Consider the following 17,058-nt stretch of genomic DNA (forward strand, 5'->3'; position numbering starts at 1 on the left):
GCGGATCAGGCGCCCGCGGTGCGGTAGCGGCGGAAACTCACCAGTGAACAGAGAGCGAAGAGCAGGCCCAGGGACACCCCGGCCACCACCCAGGGGTGGTCGGTGGGGAAGGTGCCGCCGGCCGTCGCGGGGTTGCCCCACAGCCGACGGCAGCAGGCGATCACGGCGCTGACCGGGTTCCACTCGGCGACCGGCCGGATCAGCGACGGCATGTTCTGCGGGGCCAGGAAGGCGTTCGACAGGAAGGGCAGCACGATCACCACGAACGGGGTGATCACACTGATCGTCTCCACGTTGCGCAGCGTGAGCGCGAACAGCACGCCCAGCCAGAGCATGACGTAGATGAATACGGCGATCAGTCCGAAGCCCCCCAGCACCCGCAGCGGATCGGTGTGCGGGCGCCAGCCGAGCAGCAGCCCGAAGCCCGTGACGATGACCAGCCCGAGCAGCCCCACCAGCAGATCGGCCAGGGTGTGCCCGAGGAGTACCGCGGGTCGGCTGATCGGCAGGGAGCGGAACCGGTCCGTCATCCCGCCCTGGAGGTCCAGCGCCACGGAGACGGCGGTGGGCCCCACGCAGGCGAGAGCGACCTGGACGGCGCCGCCGGCGAACACGTACTCCCCGTACGAGCCCCCGGCCGGCAGGCTGATGGAGTCCCGGAACAGGTAGCCGAGCATGATCATGCTCACCAGCGGGCTCAGGGCCACGCCCAGGACCCGGGCCGGGGCCCGCCGCAGGTGCCGCAGCCGCCGGCCGGTCACCGCGGTGATCTCCGTGAGCAGGGCCGACGCGGGGCGCGGGGTGAGCGCGAGGGACATCATGAGCGGCCGCCTTCGTGCTCGGCGTGCCAGCGGTCCAGCTCGGCGGCGATGGCCGGCCCGATCTCGGACAACGGCACGCGGCTCATCATCTCGTCATGGGTGCAGGCGATGCGGTGAACGTCCATGGGGCCGTCGAATACCGGCTGCCACAGGGCGACCTTGTCGGTCCGTTCCCCGTCGGAGAGCGGGGAGTCGGAGACGAAGAGCTGCATCTTTCCGTCGTAACGGCCGGGTGCGTAGAGCGACTTCAGGGTCTGGTGGTGGGCCATCAGGTCGACCATCCGGGCCATCCGCCGCTCGCCCATCTCCGCCAGCGGACTGCGGTCCCGGCGGAGCGTCTCGAAGATGTCACCGATCGTCAGGTCCCGTTCCCCGAACTCGGAACGGTGGTGGCCTATGCCCTCCAGCAGCCAGGCGAACAGCGACTGTTCCTCCCGGTCGTCGGGGACGCCGGTGCGCGGATAGGCGTCCAGTACGGACAGCACGCCCACCTCCTCGCCGGCCCGGCGCAGCTGGAGTGCCATCTCGTAGACGATGGTGCCGCCGAACGACCAGCCGAGCAGGTGGTAGGGGCCCTCCGGCCGGACCTCCTTGATCATCCGTACGTAGTCCGAGGCGATCTCCTCGACGGAGCCCGGCAGCGGGGCGAAGTCCACCACGCAGGGGGCCTGGATGCCGTAGATCGGCTGCCCGGGGTCCAGGTGCTGGGCGAGCGGCAGGTACGGCAGGCTGAACCCGACACCGCCGTGCACGCAGAAGACCGGTGGCCGGGCGCCGTTCGGGTTGATGCCGATCATCGCGCCGAACGGGTCGGTCAGGTCCAGCTCCGCCGCGGAGGCGAGCGCTCCGGCCATCACCTCCGCCCCGCTGCGTGGCGCGGTGTCCTCGTCGGTGTCGACGCCGGCCGGCTCCGGCCGGCAGCTTCCCGCGAGCGCGGCGACGCTCTGGTGCACGAAGACGTCGGCGATGGTGATCTCCAGCCCGGCGGCGCGGGCTCCGCTGACCAGCCGCAGTGACTTCATGCTGTCCATGCCGACGTCGAAGAGGTTCTGCTCGACACCGAACCGGGACAGCCCCAGCACCTCGGCGACCACGTCGTACAGCGCTGTCTCGGTCGCATCGCGCGGCGGGGTGCCCGCCGTCGCCCTGGTCTCCTCCGGGGCGGGCAGCGCCCCGCGGTCCACCCGCCCGTCGGCGGTCAGCACGACGGCGTCGAGCGGTACGTACGAGGACGGCACCATGTAGGCGGCGAGGGCCGCCCTCGCGGCCTTGTCCAGCGCGGCCGGGTCGGCCACCGCCCCTTCGGCGGGGACGACGTAGGCGACCAGCCGGACGTCGCCCGGACGGTCCTCCCGCGCCACGACCACGGCCCGGCCGACCGAGGGTTCGCGCTCCAGCACGGCCTCGACCTCGCCGGGGGCGATGCGGAATCCGTTGACGCGCACCTGGCCGTCCGATCGGCCGACATGCCGCAGGTTGCCGTCCGCGTCCCACTTCACCACGTCTCCGGTGCGGAACATCCGCGATCCCGCGGGGCCGTGGGGCGCCGCCACGAAGCGTTCCGCGGTCGCGCCCGGACTGCCCGCGTATCCCCGGGCCAGTCCGTCACCGGCGAGGTACAGCTCCCCGGGCACGCCGGGGCCGACCGGTCCCAGCCAGGGATCGAGCACATAGGCCCGGACGTTGCCGACCGGCCGGCCGAGCGGCAGCGGGCCGGCCGGGGTCTCTTCCCCGGGCTCGACGGCCGAGGCGAGCGCGCCGACCGTGACCTCGGTCGGGCCGAACTCGGTCAGCACGCGCGCCTTCGGGTGGGCCTTGCGCCACTCGTCCAGCCGCGCGCCGGTCACCGGCTCGTCGGCCAGCACCAGTTCGCCCGTGGGCGAGCAGCCGTCGGGCAGTACGCCGAAGAGCTCCAGATGGCTCGGGGTCCCCTTGAAGAACGCGGCCCCCTCGCCCGCCACCGCGTCGCCCTCGGCCAGGTCGCCGAGGAGCACCGTCCCGCCGGTGGTCAGCGGCAGGAACAGCCCGGTCACCGAGATGTCGAAGGACAGCGGGGTGGCCAGCAGCGCTTCGGCCCGCGGAGCGCGATAGGCCTCCCCGGCCCAGGCCAGGTAGTTCACCACCGCGCGGTGTTCGACGACCGTGCCCCGGGGGCGGCCGCTCGCCCCGGCGGTGTAGATCACATAGGCCGGGTGGCCGGGCAGCAGCGGGCCGGGCCGCTCCGCCTCGGTCAGCGGCTCGCCCGACGCGGACGTGACCGCGGGCCCGTCCAGCACGATCGGGGGCGTCCCCGCGGCGAGCATCCGCCGCGCCAGGGCGGTGGTGGTGGCCACCCGGACCGGTGCGGCCTCGGCGAACATCCGCTTGAGCCGTTCGACGGGTTCGTCCGCCTCGACCGGAAGGTAGGCCGCACCGGACTTGAGTACGCCGAGGATCGCGACGAGCGCCTCCGGGGAGCGGGGCACGGCGATCGCCACGACCTTCTCCGGCCCGGCCCCGGCCTCGATCAGCTTGCGGGCCAGCCGGTTCGAGCGGGCGTCGAGCTCCGAGTAGGTCAGCGAGCCGTCCTTGTCCCGGACGGCGGTGGCGCCGGGGGTACGGGCCGCCTGCGCCGCGAACAGCCCGGGCAGGGTGGTGGCCGGCACCTCCGTCGCGGTGTCGTTCCAGCCGGTGAGCACCTGGGCCCGCTCGTCCGGGCCGAACACGTCCATCCGGCTCAGCCGGACCTCCGGGTCCGCGGCCACGGCGCGCAGCAGTCGCAGGAAGGACTGCACGACGCGCTCGGCGCCCGCGCGGGTGAACAGGTCGGTGCGGTAGCCGAGCAGGCCCCGCATCGAGCCGTCCTCCGGCCACTTCAGCAGTTGGAGGGCCAGATCGACCTTGATCCGGCCGGACTCCACGAACTCGGGCCGCACCGTGAGGCCGGGCAGTTCCAACGGCGCGTCCTCGTTGTTCTGCAGCGTCAGCATGACCTGGAACAGCGGATGCCTGGCCAGCGACCGCACCGGGTTGAGCGCTTCCACGATGTGCTCGAACGGCACGTCCTGGTGGGAGTAGGCGGCCAGGTCGGACTCCCGGACCCGGGCCAGCAGCTCGCTGAACGCCGGGTCGCCCTCGGTGTCGGTGCGCAGCACCAGGGAGTTGACGAAGAACCCGACCATGTCGGTCAGCGCGTCGTCGGTGCGCCCGGCCACCGACGTGCCCAGCGGGATGTCGGTCCCGCCGCCGAGCCGGGTCAGCAGCGCCGCGAATGCGGCCTGCAGCATCATGAACTCACTGGCTCCGGCGCCGCGGGCGATCGCCACCAGGGTGCTGTAGAGCTCGGCGTCGAGCTCGAACAGGATCTCGCCGCCGGAGTCGCCGCCGGCCGCCGGCCGGGGGAAGTCCGTCGGCAGGGTGAGCTCCTCCGGCAGTCCGGCCAGCGTCTGCTTCCAGTACTCCAGCTGGCGGGAGCCGGGGCTGTCGGGGTCCTGCGGGGAGCCGAGCAGCTCGTGCTCCCACGCCGCGTAGTCCGTGTACGCCACCGGGAGCGGCGCCCACTCGGGGGACCGTCCGGCGCACCGTGCCCGGTACGCGGTCGACAGGTCGCCCAGCAGCGGCGCCATCGACCATCCGTCAAAGGCGATGTGGTGCAGGACCAGCAGCAGGACGTGGGTGTCCTTGGCGACGGTGAACAGCCTGACCCGCATGGGCGGTTCGACGGTCAGGTCGAATCCGAGGTCGTACTCCTTCGCGAGCGCGGCGGCGAGATCCGCCTCCGGCAGTGAGCGGACCTTCAGCACCGGACTGCCGGTGGCGGCGTCCAGGACCCGCAGGCCGGGCCGGCCGTCGGTCTCCGGGATGACCGTGCGCAGCACCTCGTGCCGCTCCACGACGTCGCGGAGCGCGGCCTGGAGGGCGTCGGGGTTCAGCCGTCCGGAGAGCCGGAAGGTCATCGGCGAGTTGTAGGTGCCGGTGGACCTGCCCTCGCGCCGGTTGAGGAACCACAACCGCTGCTGGGCGGAGGAGAGCACCGGATCGGCGTCGGCAGGCGCCGGGGCGAGCGGCGGCCGGGCCGCGTCGGCGGTGACCAGCTGCTCGGCCAGGGCGGCCACCGTCCGCGCCTCGAACAGCGCCCGGATGGGCAGTTCGACGCCCAGTGCGGCGCGGGCCCGGCTGACCAGCCGGGTCGCCAGCAGGGAGTGCCCGCCGATGTCGAAGAAATCGTCGTCGATGGTGACCCGGTCCAGGCCGAGGACATCCGCGAACAGCCCGCGGAGTATCTCCTCCGCCGGACTGCGCGGCTCCCGGCCGTGCAGGGTGGCGCGCAGCTCCGGCGCGGGCAGCGCCTTGCGGTCCAGCTTGCCCTGGGGTGTCAGCGGCATCTCCTGGAGCACCACGACCGCGGAGGGGAGCATGTAGTCGGGCAGCGACACGGCCAGCTGCTCGCGCAGTCCGTCGGCGACGGCGTCCTTGTCCGTGAGGACGACGTAGGCCACCAGCCGCCGGTCCCCGTCACCGTCCTCGTACACGGTGACCGTGGCCTGGGCCACCTGGTCCTGGGCCAGCAGGGCCGAGGAGATCTCGCCGAGCTCGATCCGGAAGCCTCGCAGCTGCACCTGGTCGTCGGCGCGGCCCAGGTAGTCGAGTTCGCCGTTCTCCAGCCACCGCACCAGGTCACCGGTGCGGTACATCCGGCTGCCGGGGGGCCCGTACGGGTCGGCCACGAACCGCTGCGCGGTCAGGTCCGGGCGGCCCAGGTATCCCCGGGCCAGCCCGCCGGCCACGTACAGCTCTCCTGTGGCGCCGACGGCGGTGGGCGCCAGGTCGTGTTCCAGCACGTAGACGCGGTGTGCGGAGGTCGGGCGGCCGATGGGCGGCCGGCCGGGCGCGGTCAGCGGGCCGCTGACCGTGGAGCTCACCACGGCCTCGGTGGGACCGTAGCCGTTGTACAGCCGCACCTGGGAGGCCCAGCGCTCGACGGTCTCGGCGGGCACCGCCTCGCCGGCCACCGCCAGCCGCAGATCGGCGGGGAGGGTGCTGCCCTCCGGCAGTCCGTTCACCACCACCGGTGGCAGGCCGGCCAGATTGACCCGTGCCTTGTTGATGAGGTCGACCAGCGGTCGGCCCGGCGTGCGGCACTCCTCGTCGGCGATCACCAGGGAGCCGCCGGTGAGCAGCGCCAGCATGATTTCCCAGACCGAGGCGTCGAAGCTGAACGAGGCGAACTGGAGCACCCGGGTGTCGCTGTCCAGGCCGAAGCGTTCCACCAGGCTCGCGATCATCCCCAGCATTCCGGCGTGTTCCACGACGACGCCCTTGGGCCGGCCGGTGGAGCCGGAGGTGTAGATGACGTAGGCCGGGTGACTCGCGCTGAGCGGGGTGCGGCGTTCGGCGTCGGTGACGTCATGGTCCGGGTACCGCTCCAGCGCGGTGACGGTGTCGGCCGCGTCGACGGCGATGACGTCCGTCTCCCCGGCGGGCAGCCGCTCCAGGACCTCCTGGGCCGTCAGCAGGGCCACCGGGCGGGCGTCGTCCAGCATGTACGTGATCCGGTCCGCGGGGTACCCGGTGTCGACCGGGAGGTAGGCCGCGCCGGCCTTGAGCACCGCGAGGGCGGCCACGACCATCGTGGCCGAGCGGGGCAGCGCCACGGCGACGACGTGTTCGGGGCCGACCCCTCGGTCGACCAGCAGCCGGGCCAGCCGGTTGGCGCGGGCGTTGAGGTCTCCGTAAGCGAACTCCTCCAGGTTCTCGCCGTGCACGACCGCGGTCCGGCCGGGGGTCCGCGCCGCGTGTGCCTCGAAGATCTCGGTGGCCGGCCGCCGCGCGTCGGGTCCCGGGGTGCCGGCCCATTCCCGGAGCAGCCGGCGGCGTTCGCCGTCACCGAGGGCGTCCACCGTCGCGAGCCGTGCGCCGGGGGCGGCGACCAGTGCTTCCAGCACGTGGACGAAGCGCGTCACGACGGCCTCGACCTGTGCGGCGTCGAACACATCGGAGCGGTACTGGGCCTCCAGCCTCAGCCGGTCGCCGGGGAACACCCCCAGGGCCAGCGGGTATTCGGCGATCACCCGGGCCTTCCAGTCCAGCATGGACAGACCGGGGATGTGCTCGCCGATCCGGTCCAGCACGCCCGTGGGGTAGTTGTGGAAGCTCACCACGGTGTCGAAGAGCTCGCCGATGCCGACGCTCTGCTGTACCTCGGCCAGGCCCAGGTGCAGGTGCGGTTCGAGGGCGAGCCGGCGCGACTGGAGGTCGGCCAGCAGCTGCTCAAGGGTGGTTTCCGGGTCGAGGGGCACCCGCACCGGGAGCGTGTGCATGAACGATCCGACGATCTGCTCGACGCCCGGCAGGTCCGCGGGGCGGCCGGAGTCGACGGCCCCGAAGGTGACGTCCCCGCGGCCGGTGAGACGGCCGAGGGCGACCGCCCAGGCGCCCTGCGCGACGGTGTTCATGGTCAGACCGCGGGCATGGGCCCAGGAGGTCAGCGCGGCGGTCAGCTCCTGCGGCAGCTCGGCCGACCAGGTCTCCGGCAGCGTCTCGACCCGGGGACGGTCCGCGGGGCCGAGCCGGGTGGGCTCGTCCACACCGGCCAGCTCCCGGCGCCACGCCTCCCGTGCGGCCTCCTTGTTCTGCGCGTCGGACCACTCCAGGTAGCCGCGGACCGAAGCGACCGGCGGCAGCACCGAGGCGTCCGCGCCGTTGGACCAGAGCGTGACGAGCTCCTGTGCCAGTACGGCGGAGAGCGACCAGCCGTCCACCAGGATGTGGTGGGCGGTCCACACCACGCGGTAGCGCTCCGGGCCCAGTTCGTAGACCGTGAAGCGGGTCAGCGGCGGCTGTGCCACGTCGAAGCGGCGCAGCCACTCCTCGTCCGTCAGCCGGGCCGCCTCGGATTCCCGGAGGTCCTCCGCCAGACCCGTCAGGTCGACCTCGTACCAGGGCAGTTCGACGGCTTCGGGGATCAGCTGCACGGGGTCGCCCGCGTCCCGGTCCCGGAATCCGGCGCGCAGGGCGTCGTTGCGTTCCAGCAGCGCGGCCACCGCGGCGCGCAGTGCGGCCCTGTCCAGCGGTCCGGCGATGTCCATGAGGACCTGGAGGGTGTACGCGTCCATGCCGTGGCGGTCGAACTCGGCCTGGAAGAGCAGTCCGCGCTGGAGCGGGGACAGCGGCAGGATGTCCGTCAGTCCGCCCGCGTAGGCCTCTTCGCGCTCGTACGCCTCGATCTCCTTCTGGCCGACGGTGACCAGGGGGAACTCCGACGGGGTACGGCCGCCCGCGCCGGGGCGGCGGGCGTGGTCGGCCAGTTCGCCCAGGGCCCGGAACCAGCCCTCGGCCATCTCCTGGACGTCGTCGTGCGCCAGCAGCCCGCCGGCGTACGTCCAGGTCGCCGAGAGCACGGGCCCCTCGGGGCGGTCCTCGGTCATCGTGACGATCTCGACCGGGTAGCGCAGCGGGGTGTCCGGGTGGGCGCTCTGGCCGGAGGCGTCGGCCTCCATCTCCCAGGCGGCCCCCGCGCCCGTGGTGAACCGGCCCAGGTAGTTGAAGCCGATCTGCGGGACGGCGTGCCGGGCCAGCACCCGGGCGGACTGCGGGTTCAGGTGGCGCAGCAGGCCGTATCCGATGCCGTGGCCGGGCACCGCGCGCAGCTGCTCCTTGATCCGCTTGAGCGCGGTGCCGCAGGCGGGTCCGCCGTCCTTCAGCCGGCTCCGGTCGAGTTCGCCGGGGTCGAGGGAGACGGGGAAGACACTGGTGAACCAGCCCACGGTGCGCGAGAGGTCCAGCTCCCCGGCGACCGGCTCGCGGCCGTGGCCCTCCAGCTCGATCAGCGTCCGGGTGGTCTGGACCCCGCGGGCGCGGCGCCAGTCCGTGACCGCCAGGGCGAGGCCGGTCAGCAGCACCTCGTTGACTTCGGCGTGGAAGGCGGCCGGTACCGTGCCGAGCAGTTCGGCGGTCCGCTCGGGCGACAGGGTGACGCGCACCTGTCGCGCGTCCGCGTGGGTGTCCACGGCCGGGTCCAGCGGCCGTCCCGCGAGCAGCGGGTCGTCGCCGCCCTGCCTGTTGTTCCAGTCCGGCAGTTCGCCCACCAGCCGGGCGGTGCGGGACTGCTCCGTGAGCGCCCTGGCCCAGCCCCGGAAGGACGTGGCGACGGGGTCGAGCCGGACCGGGCGGCCCGCGGCCACCGCGTTCCACGCCGCTTCGAGGTCGGGCAGCAGGATGCGCCAGGACACCCCGTCCACGGCCAGGTGGTGGATGACGAGCAGCAGCCGGGCCGGGCGGGCGGCGCCCTCGTCGAGCACCACGGCCTGCACCATCAGGCCGTCCTCGGGACGGAGCCGGGAGCGGGCGGCCGCCAGCTGGCCGGGCAGCGGGTCGCCTTCGGTCCCGGAGACGTCCACCCGGCTGATCAGGTCGGCCGCGTGTACGGCGCCCGGGGGCAGCGTCTCCAGGGACCACAGCCCCGGTGCCGGCGCCACCAGCCGCATCCGCAGCGTGTCGTGGGTGTCCACCAGGGCCTGCAGGGCCGTCCCGAGCTGTTCGTGGTCGGCGCCCGTGGGCAGCGTGACGGTCATGTACTGGCTGAACTCGCGTGTCGCCCGGGGCAGATGGGCGAGTTCCTCGCGCAGCTGGTCCGCCACCGGGGTCAGCTCGACCTCGCCGACCCCGTCGCGCGCCGCCTCCGTGACCGTGTCCTCGGCCGGCCGGGACGCCGCCGCGATGGCCGCGGCCGTGCGGTGCAGGAAGACATCGCGTGAGGTGATGACCAGGCCCGCCCGGCGAGCCCGGCTGACCACCTGGATGGAGCTGATGCTGTCGCCGCCCAGGGCGAAGAAGCTGTCGTCAGGACCGACCGCGGTCAGCCCCAGCACCTCGGCCAGCACCTGGCTGACGATCTCCTCCGCGCGGCTGCGGGGCGCCGCCGGGGGGAGGGCGGCCGGTACCGCGAAGTCGGGCACGGGCAGCGCCTTGCGGTCCACCTTCCCGTGCGCGGTCAGCGGCATCCGGTCCAGGGCGGTCAGGGCCGCCGGGACCATGTATCCGGGGAGCACCCCGGCCAGTCCGGCCCGGACCTCATCGGGGTCCAGCGGTCCCCGCTCCGCGACGAAGTAGCCGATCAGCCGTTTGTGCCCGGCCTGGTCCGCGTTCGCGGTCACCACCGCGTCACCGACGCCGGGCAGTCCGCGCAGGGCCGTCTCGATCTCCCCCAGTTCGATCCGGTGTCCCCGGATCTTGACCTGGTGGTCGCGGCGCTCGATGAAGTCCAGCCGGCCGTCCGCGCGCAGGACCACCCGGTCGCCGGTGCGGTACATCCGCGCACCGCCGCCGGCGAACGGGTCCGGGACGAAGGTGGTGGCCGTGCGGCGCGGGTCCGCGAGGTAGCCGCGGCCGACTCCGGCGCCGCCGATGAAGAGTTCGCCGGGGACCCCCTGCGGCACCGGCCGCAGTTCGTCGCCCAGTACGTACAGCAGGGTGTTGCGCAGGGGCCGGCCGATGGGGACGAACACGCCGTCCAGGACGTCGCCGTGGCGGACGTAGTCGTGCGTGACGTCGTCCGAGCACTCGGTCGGCCCGTACATGTTGACCAGCGGGACCGCCGGGTAGCGGCGGAACCAGCGGTCGCACAGTTCGGGGGCGAGCGCCTCGCCGTTGGAGATCATCCAGCGCAGGGCCGGCAGCTCCGGAGCGCTGCCGGTGGTGTCCCACGCGTCGAGGGTGGCGCGCAGCAGGGACGGAACCACTTCCAGCACGGTCAGGCCCTCGGCCCCGATGGTGCCGAACAGGGCGTCGGGGTCGGCCGCCGTCTCCCGGCTCACGACGCGGACCCGGCCGCCGGTCAGCAGGGTCGTCAGGGTCTGCCAGACCGTGATGTCGAAGGTGACGGGGGCGTTGTGCACCAGGCTGTCGGTCCTGGTCAGCGCCAGTTCCTCGACCTTGGCGAGCAGGTGGTTGACCATGCCGCCGCGCTGCACCATCGCGCCCTTGGGCTGACCCGTGGACCCGGAGGTGAAGATGACGTAGGCGAGGTCCTGCGGCCCGCCGGCGACCGGCGCGAGGGCGGTCCGCGGGTCCTCCGCGTCGTCCAGGACCACCAGGGGGAGGTCCCGCCCGGCCTCCGCGGCCAGCCGTCCGGCCAGCTCCTGGCAGGCGGCGTCGGTCACCAGGGTGGTGGCGCCCGAGGCGGACAGCAGGGCGGTCAGCCGGGCGAGCGGGGAGCGGGAGTCGATGGGCAGGAAGGCGCGGCCGGAGCCGAGCACGCCCAGCTCCGTGACGACGAACTCCCGGCCGGGCTCGACCAGTACGGCCACCAGTCCGGTGGTCCCCGCCAGCCGCCGCGAGAGCGCACTCGCGCGGCCGGTCAGCCGCGCGTAGGTCAGGCTGCCGGAGTCGTCGGTCACCGCGACGGCGTCGGGCCGCTCCGCCGCCCTGGCCCGTACGCGTTCCACCACACCGAGGTAGGGTTCGGGCCGCTCCGGACCGGTGAGCGTCCGGGTGAGCCGCTCCGCCTCCCGCGGCGTCAGCAGTTCCAGCGTGCCGAGCCGGTCGTCGGCGCCGGCCGTGAGGAAGCGGTCGAGGTAGCCGATGAACCTCTGGAGGTGGCCGCGGGCTTCCGCGCGGTCGTACCGGCTCTCGTTGGCGCTGAGGTCGACGGCGACTCCGTTCGCGCCCTTGTCCGCGACGGTGAACTCCAGGTCGTCCACGAGTCCGGTGGACGGGCTGTGCAGGACGGCCTCGCACGGGCCGATCGTCAGCTTCTCGATCTGCGGCATCATGTTGAGGAACGGGCCGAAGGGACGCCGGTCGTCGCTGCCCAGGCCCATGCCCCGCCGGATCTTGCTGACCCGGTAGCGCTGGTGCTTGAGCGCCCCGGAGATCTCCTTGTACGCGGCGGACAGCAGCTCACCGCGGGTCGTCTCCGGGCGGATCCGCAGCCGCAGCGGCAGGTAGTTGACGACCATGCCGGGGATGTTCTGCATCGTGCCGCCGACCCGTGCGGTGACCGGCAGCGACAGCAGGGTGTCGTCCGTGCCCGTCATCCGCCGGGTGTACGCGCCGAGCGCCGCCACCAGCACGGTCTGCCAGGTCACCCGGGCGTCCCAGGCCACCGCGCGCAGCCGCTCGGCGAGCTCGTCGGCCAGGACGGTCTCCTCGCGCAGGAAGGACTGGGCCGGCTCGGCGTCCCGGCGGGCCAGGGTCACCAGCTCCGGGGAGTCCGCGAAGTGCTCCTGCCAGTAGGCCTGGTCCCGCTCGTGGCGCGGTGAGCCGACGTAGGCCGCCTCGGCCTCGATCAGCGTGTTCAGCGGGGCGAACCGGTTCTCCTCCAGCGAGCCGCCGGACCTCATCGCCTCGTAGACGGCGGCCAGCCGCTGCCAGTAGATGACGTAGCTGAAGCCGTCCGAGACCAGGTGGTGGTTGAGGAGGCAGAACACGGTGCGGTCCTCGGCGAGGGTGAACACGCTCAGCCGGAACAGGGGCTCGTCCCCGCCCACGGTGAAGGGCACCCGCAGGTCCGCCCCGATGGCCTCGCGGACCGACGCCGCGGGGTCGTCCGCACCGCGCACGTCGGTCACCGTCAGCGGCAGCCCGGCGAGTTCCTCGACGACCTGCCGGGGCTCGCCGTCCACCTCGAAGAAGCGGACCCGCAGGCACTCCGACTCCTCGGCGAGACGGGCCAGCGCCGCCGCGAAGAGCTCCTGGTCCAGCGGGCCCTCGATGTCCCAGTAGATGGCGGTGTTGTACGTGGCACCGCCGCCGCTGAGCTTCTCGTCGAACCAGATGTCCTTCTGGCCAGCGGTGAGCGGCAGACCGGCCGTCGGCACACGAGTCATTGCAATCCCCTCGGAAAAAGGCTCATCAGGTCCATGCCGCCGGGCGGCCGTCAGCGTGTGAGCACCCGCTCGACGTCCACAGGCGTGGGGCCGCGCACACGTGCCGCTGCCCCCCTTGCCGGCCGTTCGAGGCGGCGGGGGCAGCGTCATGTTTCATGGTGTCCGGGCGCGCTGACAGCGCACTGACGGCCCGCCCGGACGGCGGCCGGATCAGCCGCAGCCGCCCGCGTGCCCGTCGTCGGCGGAGCGGCCGATGCCCACGGCTCCGGCCGACGCGGCGGGCGGTGACGCCTCGGCCGGCGCCTTGCCCCGCAGGTGCTCCACGAAGGCGTCGAGGCGGTCCAGGCCCCAGTAGCGGTTGAAGCCCCGGACGAAGAAGGGCACCCCGAAGACCCCGTCCCTGCAGACGTCCATCAGGATGTCCGCGCCCTGCTGGCGCAGTTGCGGATCGGCCTCGGCCCGGGAGACCTTCTCCGGATCGAGGCCCAGCTCGGAGCCGATGTCCGCGATGGTCGCCGGATCGCAGATGTTCCGGCCCTCGCCGAACCTGGCCCGGTAGACCGCGGCGACGTACTCCTGGCCCCGGCCCTCCCGCGCGGCCACCAGATACCCCAGATGCGGGACCTCCCAGACCGGGTCCCTGTCCACCGGCCAGTTGACGGTGATGCCACGCGCCTTGGTGATCCGGCCGATGTCCTGGAGCACGTACATGTTCTTCGCCCGCGACATCTCCGAGTACGGGAACTGGCCGCCGCGCTCCTGGAGCAGGCGGCGGCTCTCCTCGTCCGGTTCGAAGAACGGCACCCACTCCAGCCGCTCGGCCAGTTCCGGGTAGCGGCTGGTCAGTTCCTGGTGGGCGAGCCACGAGTAGGGGCTGCGCAGTGAGAAGTAGAACCGAGGCGTCTTGTTTCTGGGCATGCTGCCCTTCCCCTTCGAATCGATGGGTACCGCGGAGGGCCGTCCCCGCTCAGACGACGAGTCCGCCGTCGACACCGAGCACCTGGCCGGTGATGTAGGCGGCCCGGTCGGAGACCAGGAAGGACACCAGGTCGGCCACCTCTTCGGGGCGGCCGAAGCGGCCGAGCGGGATGCGCTCGGTCATCTTGCCGACGTGGTCCTCCGCGAGCCCGGAGAGCATGTCGGTCTCGATGAACCCCGGCGCCACGGCGTTGGCACGCACCCCGTAGCGGCCGGCCTCCTTGGCGAGCGCCTTGGTGAAACCGATGATCCCGGCCTTGGAGGCCGAGTAGTTGGTCTGCGTCGCGTTGCCGTACACCCCCGCGACGGACGACATGGTCACCACGCTGCCCGCCCGGCGCTTCATCATCGAGAAGACGGCGGCCTTGCACAGGTGGTACGTACCGTCCAGGTTGGTGCGCAGGACGGCGTCCCAGTCCTTGTCGGACAGCATCACCAGCGGGTTGTCCCGGACGATTCCGGCGCAGGAGACCACCGCGTGCAGCGGGCCGATCTCCTTCTCCGCGGCCCGGACGAAGTCCCGTACCGCTTTCGGATCAGCGACGTCGGTTCGGGCGGTGAAGACCGCCGCTCCTTCCTTGCGCGCCTCCTGCGCGGTCTGCTCCGCGGCGTCCTCTTCGGACCGGTAGCAGAACGCCACGTCGAAGCCGTCCCGGGCGAGCCGGGTGACCACGTGCCGCCCGATGCCCCGGGAGCCCCCGGTCACCAGGGCGACCCTGCGGGCGGTTGTCTCCACGATCAGCTCTCCTCGTCCGCGGGGGCGGCCAGCAGCGCACACCCGACTGTTCCGTCCCGGTCGACCGCCGTGGCCAGCGAGAGCGCTCCGGGAGTGGCCTCTTCGTCCTCGATCGCCGTCAGCAGCGCCGCGAGCTGGAGGCTCGATGCCGCTGCCGAGGTGTCCCCCAGCAGGGCCCGGCTGCCCAGCCACCGGGGCCGGACGCGGCCCAGCACGTCCTCGACCGCCAGTTCCTCGACGCCGGCGAGTACCCCGCCGGTCTCCACCGGGGCCACCAGCCCGATGTCCTCGGCCCGTCCGCCCACCTGCTTCAGGGCGTCGCGGACGCACTCGGCCAGTGCCTCCCGGGTCTCGCCCGGAGCGCCGAAGGCGCGGAAGCGGGTGGTGAGCAGCCGGGCCCTGACCCGTCGTCCGGCGCGGCGCGCGTCCTCCGCGGTCTCCAGCAGGAAGACCGCGCCGCCCTCGCCGAGCGGGGTCTCCCGGTCGTCCCCGTCCCGGCCGTGCCATTCGAGCCAGGCCCGCTGCACGGAGTACTCCTCCGCGGCCCCGCACAGGATCCGCGCGCAGTGTCCGCCGCGGTGCAGCCGGGCGGCGTAGCTCAGGGCGGTCAGGCCGGTCAGGCGACCGCCCGCGATCGTGGTGTTGGGGCCCTTGATCCGGTGCCAGATCGCGCTCTGCCCGGCGGCCCGGTTCATCACCGTGTTGGGGAAGCGGGCCGGGTCGACGTGGTACGGCCGCTCGGCGGTGAGCGAGTCCCGGGTGAAGTCCATGATGCTCTGGACGCTGCCCGAACCGGTGCCCAGCACCAGCCCGGTCTCCTCGGGCCGGTCCGTCAGCCCCGCTCCCCCCTCCGCCAGCAGGCCCGCGTCCGCCAACAGCTGCCCGACGGCGGTCACCGCGATGGCGGTGACCCGGTCCATGGTGCGGGTGCCCTTCTTGCCCAGGTGCGCGGCCGCGGTGAAGTCCGGTATCAGCGCCCCCTTTTCGAACGGTCCGGGGTAGGCGTCCGGGTCGAGGGCGGCGACGGCGCTGCGGCCGGACCGTATCCCCTCGCGGAACGGGTCCGCGCCTACCCCGAACGGGGACACGGCGGACCAGGTGGAGAAGACCAGCGCGGACATCAGGAAGCCTCCCGGTGCCGTCCCAGGACGAGCACGGCGTTGTTGCCCGCGAAAGCGAGCGCGTTGTTCTGCACCACGGACAGATCTGCCTGGCGCGCTTCGTTGGGGACACAGTCGAGTCCGCAGTCCGGGTCGGTCTCTCTGTGGTTGATCGTGGGCGGGATGAACCCCTCGGCTATGGCCAGCGCGCAGGCGGCGGACCCCAGGGCGCTCGCCGCGCCCATGCTGTGCCCGACCATCGACTTGATGGAGACGGTAGGCGGCGGCACGTCGAACACCTGCCGGATGGCGCCGGTCTCCGTCACGTCGTTCGCCTTGGTGCCGGTGCCGTGCGCCGAGATGAAGTCGACGTCCTGGGCGGTGATTCCGGCATTGCGGTGGGCCAGGGTCATGCACCGGGCGAGACTGTCCCGGTCCGGTGCGACGGGGTGGTGGGCATCGCAGTTCAGCCCGTACCCCAGGACCTCGGCGTAGATGCGGGCACCGCGTGCCCGCGCGGACTGAAGGCTCTCCATCATCAGGATCCCGGCGCCCTCCCCGGTGAGGATGCCCTTGCGCTCCCGGTCGAAGGGCTGGCACACCTCCGGCGCGATGGTGCCGAGCCGGTAGAAGCCCGCGAAGGTCTTGCGGCAGACCGCGTCGGCGCCGCCGCAGAGCGCCACCTCGACGTCACCCGAGCGGATGGCGTCGTACCCGCTGCCGATCGCGTAGTTGCCGGCCGCGCAGGCGGTGGGGATGGTCAGTGCCTCGACGTCGACCAGCTCCAGCTCACGGGCGATGCTGGAGGACAGCCGGCTGGCGTGCGCCCTGCGCACGATTCCCCGGGTGAGCTGCTCCGGGCCCCGGTCGAGCTGCTCGCCGGCCAGCACGTCGAGGTCGCGCGACTCCGCGTCGGTCGTACCGACCGACACCAGCGCTCGTCGGGACCGGAGCTCCTGCGGACTGAGCCCGGCGTCGGCCGCCGCCATGCCGGCCGCCGCCACGGCGAACTGTGTGGCCCGGCCGAGCTCCTCCGGGTCGATGGTGCGGATCCAGTCCGCGGGACGGAAGTCGGTGACCTCGCACCCCTGGGAGTGCGCGAACCCGGTGGTGTCGAAGGCCGTGATGGGCTTGGCCCCGCTACGGCCCGCGCGCAGGCCGCCCAGGAACTCCTCGACTCCGAGCCCGATACTGGTGACCAGGCCCAGCCCGGTGATCACCACCTGGCGTGGCCGCTGATCGTTGTCGTACACCTTGTACTCCAATCCTCCACGCCCGGCCGGGACGCAACCGGGCCGGACAGCGGCGGCTACTTGGCGGCCACGGCCTCGTCGACGACGGCGACCACGGCGTCGAGGTTGGTCATGCGGGCGAGTTCGCTCTGATCGATGTCGACGCCGAAGGCGCGTTCGAGGGAGGAGAGGATTTCGATGGCACCCATGGAGTCGGCCTCGTGGTCCTCCTTGAACCGACTGCTGTCGGTCATCTCGGCGGGCTCGATCTCCAGGATGTCGCAGATGATGTCTTTGATCTGGGCGCGGCGTTCGGCGCTCGTGGCTGCAGTAGTCATGCGCACGATGCTGAGGTATTCGCCTGACAACCGGCTGACTGCCAGC

At 72.8% G+C, this 17,058-nt stretch carries 7 protein-coding genes; all 7 read right to left on the reverse strand.

Annotated features, from left to right (window positions below; genetic code table 11):
- Positions 1-5 precede the first annotated feature (5 nt).
- Positions 6-821: an ABC transporter permease gene (locus tag ACIP89_RS16235; protein WP_401926994.1), complete on the reverse strand. Its 816-nt coding sequence runs from the start codon at positions 819-821 to the stop codon at positions 6-8.
- On the reverse strand, positions 818-12,628 hold the full coding sequence (locus ACIP89_RS16240; RefSeq protein ID WP_402115366.1) for an amino acid adenylation domain-containing protein: 11,811 nt from the start codon (positions 12,626-12,628) through the stop codon (positions 818-820). The genes ACIP89_RS16235 and ACIP89_RS16240 overlap by 4 nt, the downstream gene beginning before the upstream one ends.
- A gap of 210 nt (positions 12,629-12,838) precedes the next feature.
- Positions 12,839-13,546, reverse strand: a complete 708-nt coding sequence (locus tag ACIP89_RS16245) for a 2-hydroxychromene-2-carboxylate isomerase (RefSeq protein ID WP_401926998.1) — start codon at positions 13,544-13,546, stop codon at positions 12,839-12,841.
- Between the two features lie 49 nt (positions 13,547-13,595).
- A complete protein-coding gene (fabG, locus tag ACIP89_RS16250) occupies positions 13,596-14,342 on the reverse strand; it encodes a 3-oxoacyl-[acyl-carrier-protein] reductase (RefSeq protein ID WP_401927001.1) in 747 nt (248 codons plus the stop codon).
- A 2-nt stretch (positions 14,343-14,344) separates the two neighbouring features.
- Positions 14,345-15,463 carry a beta-ketoacyl synthase N-terminal-like domain-containing protein gene (locus tag ACIP89_RS16255; RefSeq protein WP_402115368.1) on the reverse strand — a complete coding sequence of 373 codons (1,119 nt, stop codon included), beginning with the start codon at positions 15,461-15,463 and terminating at the stop codon, positions 14,345-14,347.
- Complete coding sequence (locus ACIP89_RS16260; RefSeq protein ID WP_401927004.1) at positions 15,463-16,695, reverse strand: beta-ketoacyl-[acyl-carrier-protein] synthase family protein; 1,233 nt, start codon at positions 16,693-16,695, stop codon at positions 15,463-15,465. The genes ACIP89_RS16255 and ACIP89_RS16260 overlap by 1 nt, the downstream gene beginning before the upstream one ends.
- A gap of 56 nt (positions 16,696-16,751) precedes the next feature.
- Entirely contained in the window at positions 16,752-17,012 is a 261-nt protein-coding gene (locus ACIP89_RS16265) for an acyl carrier protein (RefSeq protein ID WP_401927007.1), read from the reverse strand.
- Between the last annotated feature and the right edge of the window lie 46 nt (positions 17,013-17,058).

This window comes from Streptomyces sp. NPDC088730, from assembly GCF_044751215.1.
Lineage (GTDB): Bacteria > Actinomycetota > Actinomycetes > Streptomycetales > Streptomycetaceae > Streptomyces.